The sequence below is a fragment of the Methylobacterium isbiliense genome, from assembly GCF_022179325.1.
In the GTDB taxonomy this organism is placed as follows: Bacteria; Pseudomonadota; Alphaproteobacteria; order Rhizobiales; family Beijerinckiaceae; genus Methylobacterium; species Methylobacterium isbiliense.
Genome location: NZ_BPQQ01000005.1, coordinates 20,412 through 33,979 on the forward strand (window position 1 = coordinate 20,412; position 13,568 = coordinate 33,979).

Genomic DNA, 13,568 nt, shown 5'->3' on the forward strand with positions numbered 1-13,568 from the left:
GCGGGCGCGTCAGCGCCGGCAGGGCTTGCCCATGAAGCTCCCGCACGCGTAGGGCCGGGAGAGCGCCTGCCGCACCGAGACATCCTGGCCGTCCAGGCGGTTGACGATGTCGTCGATGCGCCACGCGCTGTCCTCCTCGACCATCCGGAAGCGCACGGTCACGGGCTTCCCGAAGCTCACGAAGCGGGCGGCGACCTCGGCACGCCCGTCCGCCGGCTCGGCGGTGACGGCGACGCGCAGGCTCTTCACCTCGCCGTCCTGGCCGCTGAGGAAGGGATCCGCCTCGATATGGCCGATGTCGCCGCTCTCGTCCTGGAAGCGGTCGTCCCGCGCCAGGAGGGCTGCGAGGCTGCGGCTGAACAGCCTGTCGCGATGCGGGGGACGCCACGGCGGCTGGACGCCCGGACCGGTCGCCGCGAGGGAGCGCACGGTCACGCGGTAGCCCTCCCGCACCGGCGCGTCGGGCTCGGCCGCCGCCGCCGTCCGGATCAGGGCGGCGAGGACGATCCCGGCGGCAATTCCCCGCCGGATCCCCTGTCTGACGATCATCGCGCGCATCCGTGGCTGAGGGCTGACCCGGCGCAGGGAGGAGCCGGACGAAGACCGGCTTGCCTTCGGGAGGGCGCAGGAGACCACGCCGCGCACGCGCGCTCAAGGCAGCGCTGCCGTGCCCGGCCGCCCGCGTCGTCGGTCACAGGGGCGTCCGCCGCTGCGGCGGCGACGATCGCGCGCGGAGGGCCGCGCTCGCGCAAGCCGGCCCCACGTTTCAGGGACGAAGATAGTCCTTCAGGCCGCAGCGGCGGCGAGGAGACGGAACTCTGCTTGGCATGAGCGAAAAAGGGAACCGGATTTTCTTGACCCGAACTTGAATGCCCCAATACTATTTGCCCCAAGCCGATCCCGTCGGCCGAAGAGCGTCAGACCTGCCGCTGGCAGTCACGGTGCTCGGTCGACGCTTCGGTGATGAAATCGATCAATCCCGCGATGGTTCCTGTGGGGCGGCCGTGCAGTCCTGCCGGCCGGTCCGCTGGAACGTGCCGAATGCTTCCGGAGTCTGTCCCGTGCCGCGCCTTCCCGCTCGCCTGCTCGCGCTCGTCGCGGGTATCCTCCTGCCCCTGACCGGGGCCGCCGCGCAGGAGCCGGCGGCGCGCCCGGGTGCCGCCGCGGCGAAGGACGACGCCAAGGAGAGCCCCCTCGTCTCCACCGAGTGGCTGGAGAAGAACCTCGACGCCAAGTCCCTGCGCATCGTCGAGGTCAGCGTCGAGCCGGGCGTGTTCGAGCGCGGCCATATCCCGGGCGCGCAGAACGTCGTGTGGCACACCGATCTGGTCGACACGGTCAGCCGCGACATCGCCGGGCCGGACAAGTTCACCGCCCTGGCGCGCCGCCTCGGCATCGACCGCACCACGACCGTGGTGCTCTACGGCGACAACAACAACTGGTTCGCCGCCTGGGGCGCCTGGGTCCTGGCGCAGTACGGGCTGGTGGACAACGTCAAGCTTCTCGACGGCGGGCGCAGGAAGTGGGAGGCCGAGAAGCGGCCCCTCGACACGCGCACCACCGAGGTGGCCGCCTCGACCTTCACGGCGCCCGCCCCCTCCCCGGCCCTGCGCGCCCGCTTCGGCGACGTGCTGGCGGTGGCCAGGAAGGAGCGCGACGAGCAGATCCTCGACATCCGCTCCCCCGACGAGTTCAGCGGCAAGGTCATCGCCCCGCCCGGCGTGCAGGAACTCGCGATCCGCGCCGGCCACATCCCGGGTTCCGTCAACGTGCCCTGGGCCAAGGCGGTCAACCCGGACGGGACGATCAAGTCCCCGGCCGAATTGAAGGCCCTCTACGCGGCGGCCGGCATCGACGGCACGAAGCCGATCATCACCTCCTGCCGCATCGGCGAACGCTCCAGCCATTCCTGGTTCGTGCTGAGCCGCATCCTCGGCTATCAGGCCCGCAACTACGACGGCTCCTGGACCGAGTACGGCAACGCGGTCGGCGTGCCGGTGGTCAACCTCGCCGGGACGGTCTGGGGCGGCAAGTGAACGGGTCAGTGGATGGGCCAGTGATGCGCCCATTGACCGGTCCGGTCGCGGAGCGGAGTGCGCCGCGCCCGCAGGATCGGGCGTCCGCCGGCACCGCCGGGCGGGCGCCCTCTCGCGTCCCCTATCGCGTCCTGGCGGCGCTCGCGGTCGCGGCCGGCCTCGCCGCCTGGGCCTGGTGGCTCGCGGGACAGCCCGGCGGCGCGCGGCTCGCCCTCTCGCTCAGCTTCGGCGCCCTGTTCGGCTTCGTGCTGCAGCGCAGCCGGTTCTGCTTCTACTGCCAGTGGCGCGACCTCCTCGTCGAGGGCGATCCGCGCGGCCTGCTCGGCATCCTGGCGGCGCTCGCGGCCGGCGTGGCCGGCTACGCGGTCGTCCTCGGGGCCTGGATGCCGGACCCGTCCGGGACCCGGCTGCCGCCGGACGCGCATATCGGGCCGGTCGGGCCCGTGCTGGTCCTGGCGGGCGCCGTGTTCGGGGCCGGCATGGCAGTGTCCGGCTCCTGCATCAGCGCCCATCTCTACCGCCTCGGCGAGGGCTCGCCGACCGCGCCCTTCGCGCTCGTCGGCACGGGCCTCGGCTTCGTCCTCGGCTTCGCGACCTGGAACCCGCTCTATCTCGCGAGCGTGTCCGAGGCGCCGGTGATCTGGCTGCCGCGGCATCTCGGCTATGCGGGGAGCCTCGTCCTGGCGCTGACGCTGCTCGCCGCCCTCGCCTGGCCGCTGCTGCACCGGCTGCCCGAGCCGGCCGGGCCGCGCCCGCGGCCCGAGCCGCTGCGGGCGGTCTTCACCGGGCGCTGGCCGGTCTGGCTCGGCGGCCTCGCGGTCGGGGCGATCGGCACGCTCGCCTATCTGCGGGTGGGTCCCCTCGGCGTGACCGCGGAGATCGGCGGGCGGGCGCGCCAGGCGGCCGGCGCCGCCGGCCTCCTGCCCGCCCGCCTCGAAGGGCTTGACACCTTCCGGGGCTGCGCCACCGCATTGCGCGACGCGGTGCTGACCCCGAACGGCCTGTTCGTCGGCGGCCTCGTGCTCGCGTCCTTCGCGGCCGCCCTGGCGGCCGGCCAGTTCCGCCCGGCCCGGCCGACGCGGGGGCAGGCCGGGCGCGGCCTCCTCGGCGGCGTGCTGCTCGGCTGGGGGGCGATGACGGGCCTCGGCTGCAGCGTGGGCACGCTGCTCTCCGGCATCATGGCGGGCGCCCTCTCAGGCTGGGTCTTCGGCCTCGCGATGTTCGCGGGCGCGGCCGGCACGCTGTGGCTCGGGCGGCGCACGGGCCACCTGGCGTAGGGGCGGATGCGGGCGTCCCTCAGAACCGCCGCGCCGCCCGCCACAGCCGCCACACCCGGCGCCAGCGGGGCATCTCCACGAGGCTCTGCAGCGGGTCGTAATCCGGGCGCTCCATCGCGCGCAGATACGTCTCGACCAGGGCCGCCGGCAGGAACGCCGGGCGCACCGCCGGGGCGAGCGCGGGCCGCGCCTGCGCGTAGGCCGCGAGGTGGCGGCGGGCGAGCGCCCGCAGATCGGCGCAGGCGCCCTTGAGACCGGGACCGCCGCGGCCCGAGACGATGTCCTCGCGGGTGACCCCGTGGGCCGCCAGCACGTCGGCCGGCAGGTAGACCTGCCCCCGCCGCGCGTGGAGCGGCAGCGCCCGCAGCAGGCCCGTCGTGGCGTAGGCGACCCCCGCATGGCCGGCGGCCTCTGCGCCGCCCGGCTCGGCCCCGTCCGCCAGGACCAGGGAGGCGAGGCGGATCAGGCTCGAGGCGGTCTCGCCGCAATACCCCTCGAAATCGTCGGTTGCGGGCATCGGGTCGTCGTAGAGGTCGAAGATGCGGGCATCGATCAGGTCGACGAAGGGCTGGCGCGGCAGGCGGTGGCGCACGATGGTGTCGTCGAGGGCCGCCGCGACCGGATGCGCGCGGACATCGCCCCGGGCCTCGCCCTGCAGCGCGTCGCGCCACCATTGCAGCCGGATCTCGCCGGGCAGCGGGCTCGACACCGCGTCGCGCACCCGTGCCACCTCCAGGCTGAAGGCGTAGAGCGCGAAGAGATGCGGGCGCTTGGCGGCGGGCGCGAACAGCGTGGCGACGTAGCGGTCCGGGTCGCCCTCGCGCACCAGCGTCTCGGCATGCGCGTAGGCCCAGTCCCGGCTCTCGGGTCCTTCGCTCATCGCGGTGGCGTCACGGCACCGCGACCAGGGCCGCCGCGACCTTGCGGTTCTCCGCCGCCAGGATGTTGTAGGTGCGCGCCGCCGCTCCGGTCTGCATCGCGTCGAGGCCGATGCCGGCGGCCTTGAGGCGCTGGCGCAGGGCGTCGGGCAGGAAGACGATCTCGGGCCCGGTGCCGATCAGCAGGAGGTCGATCTCCTGCGCGGCGGCGAAGACCGGGGCGAGGCTCGCCGCGTCGATCTCCCGCGCCTCGGTCACCGCCCAGGCGTGGACGCCGGAGGGCAGCGCCAGGATCGAGCCGCGATGCGACATCTCGGCGAAGCGGAAGCCGCCCGCCCCGTAGGCGTCGATGAGATGGCGCCCGGGGACGAAGCCCTCGCGGAACCGGTCGTCCGCGCCCATCGCCTACTCGGCCGCCTGCGGCAGCGCCGAGGCCTCGCGCTGGCCCGCGCGCGTCCCGCCCGCCTGCAGGCCGATATAGATCAGGAACGGCGTCGAGACGAAGATCGCCGAGTAGGTGCAGAGGAGGACGCCGATCAGCATCACCACCGAGAAGCCCTTGATCGCCTCGCCGCCGAACAGCACCAGCGCCACCAGCGACAGGGCCGTGGAGGTCGCGGTCATCACCGTGCGCGACATGGTGGAATTGATCGACAGGTTGAGGAGTTCCTCGGTCGGCATGGTCTTGTAGCGCCGCATCAGCTCGCGGGTGCGGTCGAACACCACCACGGTCTCGTTCAGCGAGTAGCCCACGATGGTGAGGATGGCGGCGATCGAGGTCATGTTGAACTCGATCCGGGAGATCACGAACACGCCCACCGTGAGCACGATGTCGTGCAGCGTGCCGACGATGGCGCCGAGCGCCAGTTCCCGCTCGAACCGGAACCAGAGGTAGAGCAGCACCGCCACGACCGAGAGCACGATGCCGATTGTGCCCGACTGCACGAGTTCGCCCGAGACGCGCGGGCCCACGGTCTCGACGCGGTCGAAGGCGTAGTCCTTGTCGAACGCCGCGTGGGCCTTCTGCATCACCAGGGTCTGCCCGGTCTCGCCGCCGGCCTGGAGCGGGAAGCGCACCGAGATCGAGCCCTGGTTGCCGAATTCCTGCACCTCGGTCTCGCCGAAGCCGAAGCTGTTGGCGGTGTGGCGCACCGCCGCCACGTCGGACGGCCCGGCCTTGGGCCGCAGCTCGATCAGGGTGCCGCCCTTGAAGTCGATGCCGTAGTTGAGCCCCATCAGGAGAAACAGCACCACCGTCGCCACCGACACCAGCGCCGAGAACGGGAAGCTGAAGCGCCGGAAGCGCATGAAGTCGAAGTGGGACTGGTCGGGCCAGAGGCGGAGGAGGCGCATCGTCGGACTCAAGGGGTTCGGCGTCGGGCGGGGCCGGCGGGCGGCCCCGGCGGATCAGATCGGCAGCACCTTCGGCCGGAAGCGGTGATACCAGAGCGCGATCATCATCCGGGTCAGCGTCACGGCGGTGATGACGGTGGTCAGGATGCCGAGGATGAACACCACCGCGAAGCCGCGCACCGGGCCGGAGCCGAGAAAGAACAGGATCACGGCGGCGATGGCCATGGTGGAGTTCGAGTCGACGATGGTCGCGAAGGCGCGGTCGAACCCGGCCTGGAGCGCCGAGGGGATCGAGCGCCCCGCCCGCACCTCCTCGCGCACGCGCTCGTAGATCAGCACGTTCGAATCGACCGCCGTGCCGATGGTGAGCACGATGCCGGCGATGCCCGGCAGCGTCATGGTCGCCTCCAGCACCGACATCAGGCCGAGGATCAGGCCGACATGGACGATGAGCGCGATGTTGGCGAACAGCCCGAACACGCCGTAGCAGGCGAACATCATGCAGATCACCAGCACGGCGGCGACGAGGGTCGCGAGCTTGCCGGCCTCGATCGAGTCGCGGCCGAGGCCGGGGCCGACGGTGCGCCGCTCGATGATGTTGAGCTTGGCCGGCAGTGCGCCCGCCCGCAGCAGCACCGAGAGGTCGTTGGCCTGCTGCACCGTGAAGCGGCCCGAGATCTGGCCCTGGCCGCCGGTGATCGGCTGCAGGATGCGGGGAGCCGAGACCACCTCGTTGTCGAGGACGATCGCCATCGGGCGCCCGACATTCTCGCTCGTCGCCTGACCGAAGCGCTGGGCGCCGCGCAGGTTGAACTTGAAGTTGACGATCGGCTCGTTGGTCTTCTGGTCGAAGCCGGGCTGGGCGTCGGTGAGGTCGGCGCCGTCCGCCATCACGCGGCGCTCCACCGGCACCTTCTGGCCGCCCGCGTCGCGGGAGGCCAGGAGGTCGACGTCGCCGGCCGCGCTGTCGGCCAGCATGCGGAACTCGAGCTTGGCGGTCTTGCCGAGCTGCTCCTCCAGCCGCTGCGGGTCCTGAAGGCCCGGCACCTGCACGAGGATGCGGTCGGCGCCCTGCTGCTGGATCGAGGGCTCGGTGGTGCCGCCGAGATCGACGCGGCGGCGCACCACCTCGATCGCCTGCTGCACGGCCCGGCGGACGCGGGCGTTGATGCCGGCCTCCGTGAAGGCGAGCTGGATCGTGCCGTTCGGCTCGTCGCGCACCTCCACGGTGCGGGCGCCGGTCTGGCCGAGCACCGCGTCGGTGATCGGCTGCGACAGGGCCTGGAGCTTCGGCAGCGCCTTGGCGCGGGCGGCCGGGTCGGAGAGGCGCAGCTGCACGCCCCGGGGCGTGATCTGGATGCCGCCGTCCGCCTGCACGCCCTCCTCGCGCAGCACCCGGCGCACGTCGTCGCGCAGGCCCTGCGACATGGTGCGCAGCAGGTCGGGCCGGTCCACCTCCAGCACGATCTGCGAGCCGCCCTGGAGATCGAGCCCGAGCACGATGGCGCGGGTGGGCAGGATCGCGGTGACCCAGGGCGGCACCGCGGCCACGAAGGCCCTGCGCTGCTCCGGCGAGAAGAAGCTCGGCACGGCGAGCGCCAGGCCGATCACGATCACCGCCAGCGTCGCGACGACCTTCGAGGTGGAGAAGCGGAGCATCGCGATCCCAATCCGTAACGTCAGGCCGCCTTGACCGGCTCGCCCTTGGCGCGGACCTCGGCGATCATGGTGCGCACGACCTTGACGCGCACGCCCTCGGCGATCTCGACCTCGATCTCGCTCGCCTCGTCGGTCACCTTGGAGACGCGTCCGACGATGCCGCCGGTGGTGACGACTGTGTCGCCGCGGCGGACGTTCTTGACCATGTCCTGATGCTGACGCGCGCGCCGCTGCTGCGGGCGCAGGATCAGGAAGTACATGATCACGAAGATGAGGACGAAGGGGACCACCTGCAAGATGACGTCCGTGCCGCTGGCGGCGGCCCCCGTTCCCTGGGCGTAGGCGGGCGTGATCACTCCGAGGTCTCCCGGTTCAAGACGAAAACGGGCCGCACGGGCATCCGGCGGCCTTGCAAAAGCGCGCGGACTATAGCCAGGGGCGACCCGAAAGCAACGGCGCCGCGCCGCGCCGCGCGGACGCGGGCACCGCCGCGGCGCCGGACCGGCTGCCGGCGGGCCGATCTCCGCCCCCGCGATCCTGCCCTTCAAAGTCTATACCGCCCGTCATCATCGATGTTCGGACGGCGACCCGGCCTGATTTCCAGTGTTCAGGTTCACCTTCCCGAAAGAGCAAAAGCGTAGGCTTTAGGGAATGAGGCTTGCAGCGATCGATCGTGATGCGACGGAATACTCGTACTCCCCTGCGGCATAAGGGGGATCCGCTCATCGGTTTTGCCAGGGATGCGCGCGGCAGCGTGAGCATCATGGTTGGAGTCACGTGCCTGGTGCTCGTGGCCCTGCTCGGGTCGGGGATCGATTACGGGCGCGCGCGCGCGGATCAGGCGACGCTCGACACCGCCCTCGACGCGGCCGTGCTCGCCGCCGCGCAGGCGATGAGGCTGGCGGACGCCCAGGGGCTGTCGGACGCCAAGGCCCGGAAGGCCGGGCGGGAGGCCGGCGTGGCGGCCTTCCGGTCCTTCGCGGCCGACACGATCGCCGCCACGGGGGCTGAGGCCGCGTTCACCATCACGCTCAAGGGGCGCAACGTCACGGTCAACGGCACCTACGCGGCCGACACGCGCACGACCGTGTTGCAGATGATCCAGATTCCCAAGATGCACCTCACGGGGCAGTCGGCCGCGAATGTCGAGCTGTCCGTGCAGATCGACATCTACCTCCTGATCGACGTGTCGGGCTCGATGGCGATCGGTGCGACGCAGGCCGACATCCAGGCCCTTGAGGCCAATATCGGCTGTGCCTTCGCCTGCCACGACGGCGTCTCCGTCAACGGCACCGCGCTCGACGGTTACCAGTGGGCGAAGGCCAACGGCATCAAGCTGCGGCTGCAGGAGATGAACGAGGGCATCCTCGACTTCGTGAAGTGGCTGCAGGCGCAGCCGAACGTGGCCAAGCGCGTCAGGATCGCGATCTACGCGTTCAGCACCACCCTGACCAAGGTGCTCGACGTGACAAGCGACCTGTCGCGGGTCGCCTCGAACCTGCCGCAGGCCCCGAGCACCTCGGGCGAGCACGACGGGGCGACGCTCTGGGCCGAAAGCCTCGCCCAGTTCACGCCGCTCGTCGGATCGGCCGGTGACGGGATCACGGCTCCGCGCAAGCTCGTGATGATCGCCACGGACGGCGTTCAGGATCCGGGCCGCTACTGGACCTGGGCGACGTGGATGCGCCCGTCCGTCACGGCCGCCAACCCGGATGCCTGCGCCGGCCTCAAGGTCGTGAACGCCGCGTCGAAGCAGGCGGTCTCGGTGGGGATCATCCACACGCCCTATCTGGCGATGCCGTGGGACTGGGGCTTCGCCGAAACCCTCGGGCAGCCGAGCCAGATCGGCGGGGGCGGAACGCGCCTCGACGACGTGCCCCGGCAGCTGAAGGCCTGCGCGACGAGCCCGGACCTCTACATCGACGCGACCAAGACCGCCTCGATCGGCCAGGCGATGAGGAACGTCTTCGCGAGCTTCGCGCAGGTGCGCCTGACCAAGTGACCGTCCGGGCCGGGCCGGGGCGACCGCGCCGGGGCGCGGGGGAGGTGATCGCGGGCGGATCGTGCGCTAAAGGCCGTCCGCCGTCCTCCGAGCCCCGGACCATGACCGTCGACCCGACTCTCGCCGACCTCCTCCCCCTCCTCCACCGTATCGCCGGCGCCCTGGAGCGCGCCGCGCCCGAGCCGCCGCACCGCCCCGACTTCGCGCAGGCGGACGCCTTCGTGTGGCTGGCCGAGGGGCGGCTGCAGCCGGTGCCCCGGGTCAACCGCGTGGCGATGGGGCTTCTGCGCGGCATCGACCGGATGCGCGACACGCTGTTCGACAACACCGACCGCTTCGCCCGCGGGCTGCCGGCCAACAACGCCCTGCTGTGGGGGGCGCGCGGCATGGGCAAGTCCTCGCTCGTCAAGGCGGTGCATGCCGAGATCAACGCCCGCCGCGGGGCCGGCACCCGCCCGCTCAAGCTCGTGGAGATCCACCGCGAGGACATCGAGGGCCTGCCCGCGCTGATGGGCCTGCTGCGGCCCGACCCGCACCGCTTCGTGGTGTTCTGCGACGACCTCTCCTTCGACGGGCAGGACACCTCCTACAAGTCGCTCAAGGCGGCGCTCGACGGCGGCATCGAGGGCCGGCCCGAGAACGTGGTGTTCTACGCCACCTCGAACCGCCGGCACCTGCTCGCCCGCGAGATGGTGGAGAACGAGCGCTCCACCGCCATCAACCCGGGCGAGGCGGTGGAGGAGAAGGTGTCTCTCTCCGACCGCTTCGGCCTCTGGCTCGGGTTCCACAAATGCTCGCAGGACGAGTATCTGGCGATGATCGACGCCTACGTGGCGCGCTACGGCCTGGCCCTCGACCCGGCGCAGCTGCGCGCCGAGGCGCTGGAATGGGCCACGACCCGCGGCTCGCGCTCGGGCCGCACGGCCTTCCAGTACATCCAGGATCTCGCCGGGCGGCTGGGCCGGCGCCTCGACGAGGAGGCGTGAGGGCGGCGCGACCGCCTACTCGGCGACCGCTTCCTGCGCCCGCGCCCGGCGCTTCTCCATGGTGCGCACCGAGATCACCGAGGCCTCGTAGAGGAGCAGCATCGGGATCGCGAGCGAGAGCTGGCTGATCACGTCGGGCGGGGTGAGCACGGCCGCCGCCACGAAGACCAGCACGATCGCGTAGCGCCGCCGCTCGGCCAGGAACTTCGCGTCGATGATCCCGATCTGCCCCAGCAGGGTCAGGATCACCGGCATCTGGAAGGCGATGCCGAAGGCGAAGATCAGCGTCATGATGAGCGAGAGGTACTCGTCCACCTTCGGCAGCAGCTCGATCGTGGCCTCGCCCGGCTGGCCGATCTGCTGCAGGCTGACCGAGAACTGGATCAGGATCGGCATCGCCACGAAGAACACCACGAGCGCGCCGAGCACGAAGAAGATCGGCGTGGCGATCAGGTAGGGCAGGAAGGCGCGCCGCTCGTTGCGGTAGAGGCCCGGCGCCACGAAGGCGTAGATCTGGGTGGCGACGATCGGGAAGGACAGGAAGCCCGCCCCGAACACGCTCAGCTTGATGTTGGTGAAGACCTGTTCGAGGAAGTGGGTCGCGATCAGCCGCGCCTTCTCGGCCCCCACCACCTGCACGTAGGGATAGACGAGCACGTTGTAGATGTGCTGGGCGAAGAAGAAGCAGACGAAGAACATCACCCCGAAGGCGAGGAGCGACTTGATCAGCCGCGAGCGCAACTCGATGAGATGGTCGATGAGGGGTGCACGCGAGGCCTCGATCTCGGCTTCGTCGGCCTCGGTGGTCATGGGGTCTGGCCTGTGATGGGCGGGGCCGCGGCGGGCGGCGCGTCGGGGTTGGAGGTGGCCGCACCGGCGGTGGCCGGGTGAGGGACGGCCTCCGGCGCGGCCGCGGGGGCGCCGGGCGCACTCTCGGCAAGGCTCTCGGGGGCGCTCTCGGGGGCATTCTTGGGCGGCAGGGCCGGCGTGGCCGCGGCCTCGGCCTGGAGCTGCGCGGTGGCGGCGGCGAGCGTCTCGTTCGAGGGCGGCGGGGCGGCGGGGCGGTCGACCGCGCCCTTGATCTCGTCGCGGATCGACTGGATCGGGTTGAAGGACGTGCCGGTCGAGACGGAGCGGTTGATGCCGTCGACCTCGCGGCGCACCTCGTCGAGTTCGGCCTCGCGCATCGCCTCGCTGAACTGGGCCTGGAACTCACCCGCCATCCGCTTGAGCTTGGCGGTCATCTGCCCGACGGTGCGCAGCGCCTTGGGCAGGTCCTTCGGGCCGATGACGATCAGCGCGACGCCGCCGATCAGCATCACCTCGCCCCAACTCATGTCGAACATGGCGTAACGGCCCTGCAGCGTGCGCGACGACCCGGGTGAGCCCCTCGCGGCGGGGTCTCCTCAGCACGGATGCGTGCGGCGCGCCACCGCTCCGTGCCGGGATCTGCGTGATCCCGCATCCGTTCTCCTCGCGCCGGCGCGGCCGAGCCGGCCGGGGCGCGGCCGCTCTCAGCCGACCTTGCGGTCGGCGGGCGTGGTCGCGGCCGGCACCGGCTCGACCGGATGGGGCGGCAGCGTGCGGACCGGCTCGGTCGCGGTCACCGGCGGGGGCGACTGGTTCACGGCCGGCGCCTGGGGCTGATCCTCGTCGGCCATCCCCTTCTTGAACGCCTTGATGCCCTTGGCCACGTCGCCCATCAGCTCGGAGACCTTGCCGCGTCCGAAGAGCAGCATGACGATCACGCCGACGACGATCCAGTGCCAGATGCTTGCGCCACCCATGACTCTCTCCTGCACCGCGCGCGGGCGCGGCGTGGTCTTTCTCGCGTGTTGGCCGGAACCTAAGGACGGCGGGGGGCGAACACAAGCGTCTCGTGGCCGCGCGCGGCCCTCGTCCCTACGCGATGTCGGGATCCGGCAGCCCGTCGGCGAGCGGATCCTCGTCGGGGCGCAGACCGGGATCGTCGGAGGGCACCGGCACGCCGAAGCCCGCGGGCAGGCGGCCCTCGATCAGGCCGAGGCCCTTCAGCTCGTCGAGCCCCGGCAGGTCGCCCACGCTGTCGAGGCCGAACTGCTCCAGGAAGGCCGGGGTGGTGCCGTAGGTCACGGGCCGGCCGGGGGTGCGGCGGCGCCCGCGCAGGCGCACCCAGCCGGTCTCCAGCAGCAGGTCGAGGGAGCCCTTCGAGGTCGAGACGCCGCGGATCTCCTCGATCTCGGCCCGGGTCGCGGGCTGGTGGTAGGCGATGATCGCCAGGGTCTCGATCGCCGCCCGCGAGAGCTTGCGCGGCTCGGGCGCGTCCCCGCGCAGCAGGCCCGCCAGGTCGGGGGCGGTGCGGAAGGCGTAGCCGCCCGCCACCCGGGCGAGGGTGATGCCCCGCCCCCGGTAGAGCCGGCGCAGCTCCGCCAGCACCGCCTCGACCTCGTGGCCGGGCGGCAGGCGCGCGGCGAGGTCGGCGGCCGCGAGCGGGCGGGGCGAAGCGAAGATCAGCGCCTCGGCGAGCCGCACCGTCTCCGCGGCGGGCTCGGGATCGGGCAGGATGGCCAGGGATGCGCGGGCAGCAAGGGGCGTGCGGCGGGCCATGCCTCAGGCGCTCCCGCCCGGACGCAGCCAGAGCGGGCCGAACGGCACGTCCTGGCGCAGCGCGATGCGGCCCTCGCGGGCGAGTTCGAGCACGGCCGAGAGCGAGGAGGCGCGCACTGTCGCCCGGCGCGACGGCTCGGCAAGGTACTCCGCCAGATAGGCGTCGAGGGGCGTCCAGTCGTCGCGGGGGCCGATCAGGCGCTCCAGCGCCTCGCGGGCCTCGACGAGCGACCACACGCTGCGCTGATGCAGCGACACCCGCGCCAGCGCCCGCTCCCGGCGCTGGCGGGCATAGGCGGCGAGCAGGTCGTGCAGGCTGGCGGCGAACGGCCCGGTGCCCTCGGGGCGCGCGGGCGCCGCCTCGGCGCCGCGCGCGAACACGTCGCGGCCGAGCTGCGGCCGCGCCAGGAGCCGCTCGGCCGCCGCCCGGATCGCCTCCAGGCGGCGCAGCCGCAGCGCGAGCTGGCCCGCCAGCGCGTCGGCGCTCGGCTCGGGGCCGCGCGGCGGCGCGGGCAGGAGCAGGCGCGACTTCAGGTAGGCGAGCCACGCCGCCATCACGAGGTAATCCGCCGCGAGTTCGAGGCGCAGGCGCCGCGCCTCCTCGATGAAGGCGAGGTACTGCTCCACCAGCGCGAGGATCGAGATGCGCGCGAGGTCGACCTTCTGGCGCCGGGCGAGTTCGAGCAGGAGGTCGAGGGGACCCTCGAATCCGTCGACGTCGACCACCAGGGTCGGTTCGTCGCGGCCCCTGTCCTCGGCATCGAACGCGAGACTCACCGCCCGCCCCTCAC

At 72.2% G+C, this 13,568-nt stretch carries 15 protein-coding genes; 4 read left to right on the plus strand and 11 right to left on the minus strand.

Annotated features, from left to right (window positions below; all coding sequences use genetic code 11):
- Positions 1 to 9 precede the first annotated feature (9 nt).
- Positions 10 to 549, minus strand: a complete 540-nt coding sequence (locus MFF61_RS02690; RefSeq protein ID WP_238233577.1) for a DUF3828 domain-containing protein — start codon at positions 547 to 549, stop codon at positions 10 to 12.
- Between the two features lie 512 nt (positions 550 to 1,061).
- Between MFF61_RS02690 and MFF61_RS02695 the strand changes: the two genes are divergently transcribed.
- Positions 1,062 to 2,036: a sulfurtransferase gene (locus MFF61_RS02695; protein WP_238233578.1), complete on the plus strand. Its 975-nt coding sequence runs from the start codon at positions 1,062 to 1,064 to the stop codon at positions 2,034 to 2,036.
- A gap of 23 nt (positions 2,037 to 2,059) precedes the next feature.
- Entirely contained in the window at positions 2,060 to 3,313 is a 1,254-nt protein-coding gene (locus MFF61_RS02700) for a YeeE/YedE thiosulfate transporter family protein (RefSeq protein ID WP_238233579.1), read from the plus strand.
- A 19-nt stretch (positions 3,314 to 3,332) separates the two neighbouring features.
- Here the strand turns inward: MFF61_RS02700 and MFF61_RS02705 are convergent, their stop codons facing one another.
- The 5 genes from MFF61_RS02705 to yajC are packed head-to-tail and all read right to left on the minus strand — an operon-like array spanning position 3,333 to position 7,559.
- Entirely contained in the window at positions 3,333 to 4,193 is an 861-nt protein-coding gene (locus MFF61_RS02705) for a phytoene/squalene synthase family protein (protein WP_238233580.1), read from the minus strand.
- 10 nt (positions 4,194 to 4,203) lie between these two features.
- Positions 4,204 to 4,593 carry an Mth938-like domain-containing protein gene (locus MFF61_RS02710; RefSeq protein WP_238233581.1) on the minus strand — a complete coding sequence of 130 codons (390 nt, stop codon included), beginning with the start codon at positions 4,591 to 4,593 and terminating at the stop codon, positions 4,204 to 4,206.
- A gap of 3 nt (positions 4,594 to 4,596) precedes the next feature.
- Complete coding sequence (gene secF / locus MFF61_RS02715; RefSeq protein WP_238233582.1) at positions 4,597 to 5,544, minus strand: protein translocase subunit SecF; 948 nt, start codon at positions 5,542 to 5,544, stop codon at positions 4,597 to 4,599.
- 54 nt (positions 5,545 to 5,598) lie between these two features.
- Positions 5,599 to 7,203, minus strand: a complete 1,605-nt coding sequence (gene secD / locus MFF61_RS02720; RefSeq protein ID WP_238233583.1) for a protein translocase subunit SecD — start codon at positions 7,201 to 7,203, stop codon at positions 5,599 to 5,601.
- A gap of 20 nt (positions 7,204 to 7,223) precedes the next feature.
- Entirely contained in the window at positions 7,224 to 7,559 is a 336-nt protein-coding gene (yajC, locus tag MFF61_RS02725) for a preprotein translocase subunit YajC (RefSeq protein WP_238233584.1), read from the minus strand.
- A 320-nt stretch (positions 7,560 to 7,879) separates the two neighbouring features.
- On the opposite strand from yajC, the gene MFF61_RS02730 reads away from it, so the two are divergent.
- On the plus strand, positions 7,880 to 9,205 hold the full coding sequence (locus tag MFF61_RS02730) for a pilus assembly protein TadG-related protein (RefSeq protein ID WP_283205958.1): 1,326 nt from the start codon (positions 7,880 to 7,882) through the stop codon (positions 9,203 to 9,205).
- Between the two features lie 101 nt (positions 9,206 to 9,306).
- On the plus strand, positions 9,307 to 10,191 hold the full coding sequence (locus tag MFF61_RS02735; protein WP_238233586.1) for an ATP-binding protein: 885 nt from the start codon (positions 9,307 to 9,309) through the stop codon (positions 10,189 to 10,191).
- A gap of 15 nt (positions 10,192 to 10,206) precedes the next feature.
- Here the strand turns inward: MFF61_RS02735 and tatC are convergent, their stop codons facing one another.
- From tatC to MFF61_RS02760, 5 genes are all read right to left on the minus strand, one after another.
- Entirely contained in the window at positions 10,207 to 11,001 is a 795-nt protein-coding gene (gene tatC / locus MFF61_RS02740) for a twin-arginine translocase subunit TatC (RefSeq protein ID WP_238233587.1), read from the minus strand.
- On the minus strand, positions 10,998 to 11,537 hold the full coding sequence (gene tatB / locus MFF61_RS02745; RefSeq protein ID WP_238233588.1) for a Sec-independent protein translocase protein TatB: 540 nt from the start codon (positions 11,535 to 11,537) through the stop codon (positions 10,998 to 11,000). Before tatB ends, tatC begins: the two co-directional genes overlap by 4 nt.
- 168 nt (positions 11,538 to 11,705) lie before the next feature.
- Entirely contained in the window at positions 11,706 to 11,978 is a 273-nt protein-coding gene (locus tag MFF61_RS02750; RefSeq protein ID WP_238233589.1) for a twin-arginine translocase TatA/TatE family subunit, read from the minus strand.
- 115 nt (positions 11,979 to 12,093) lie between these two features.
- On the minus strand, positions 12,094 to 12,777 hold the full coding sequence (gene scpB, locus MFF61_RS02755; RefSeq protein ID WP_238233590.1) for an SMC-Scp complex subunit ScpB: 684 nt from the start codon (positions 12,775 to 12,777) through the stop codon (positions 12,094 to 12,096).
- A gap of 3 nt (positions 12,778 to 12,780) precedes the next feature.
- Entirely contained in the window at positions 12,781 to 13,554 is a 774-nt protein-coding gene (locus MFF61_RS02760) for a segregation and condensation protein A (RefSeq protein ID WP_238233591.1), read from the minus strand.
- Positions 13,555 to 13,568: the final 14 nt, after the last annotated feature.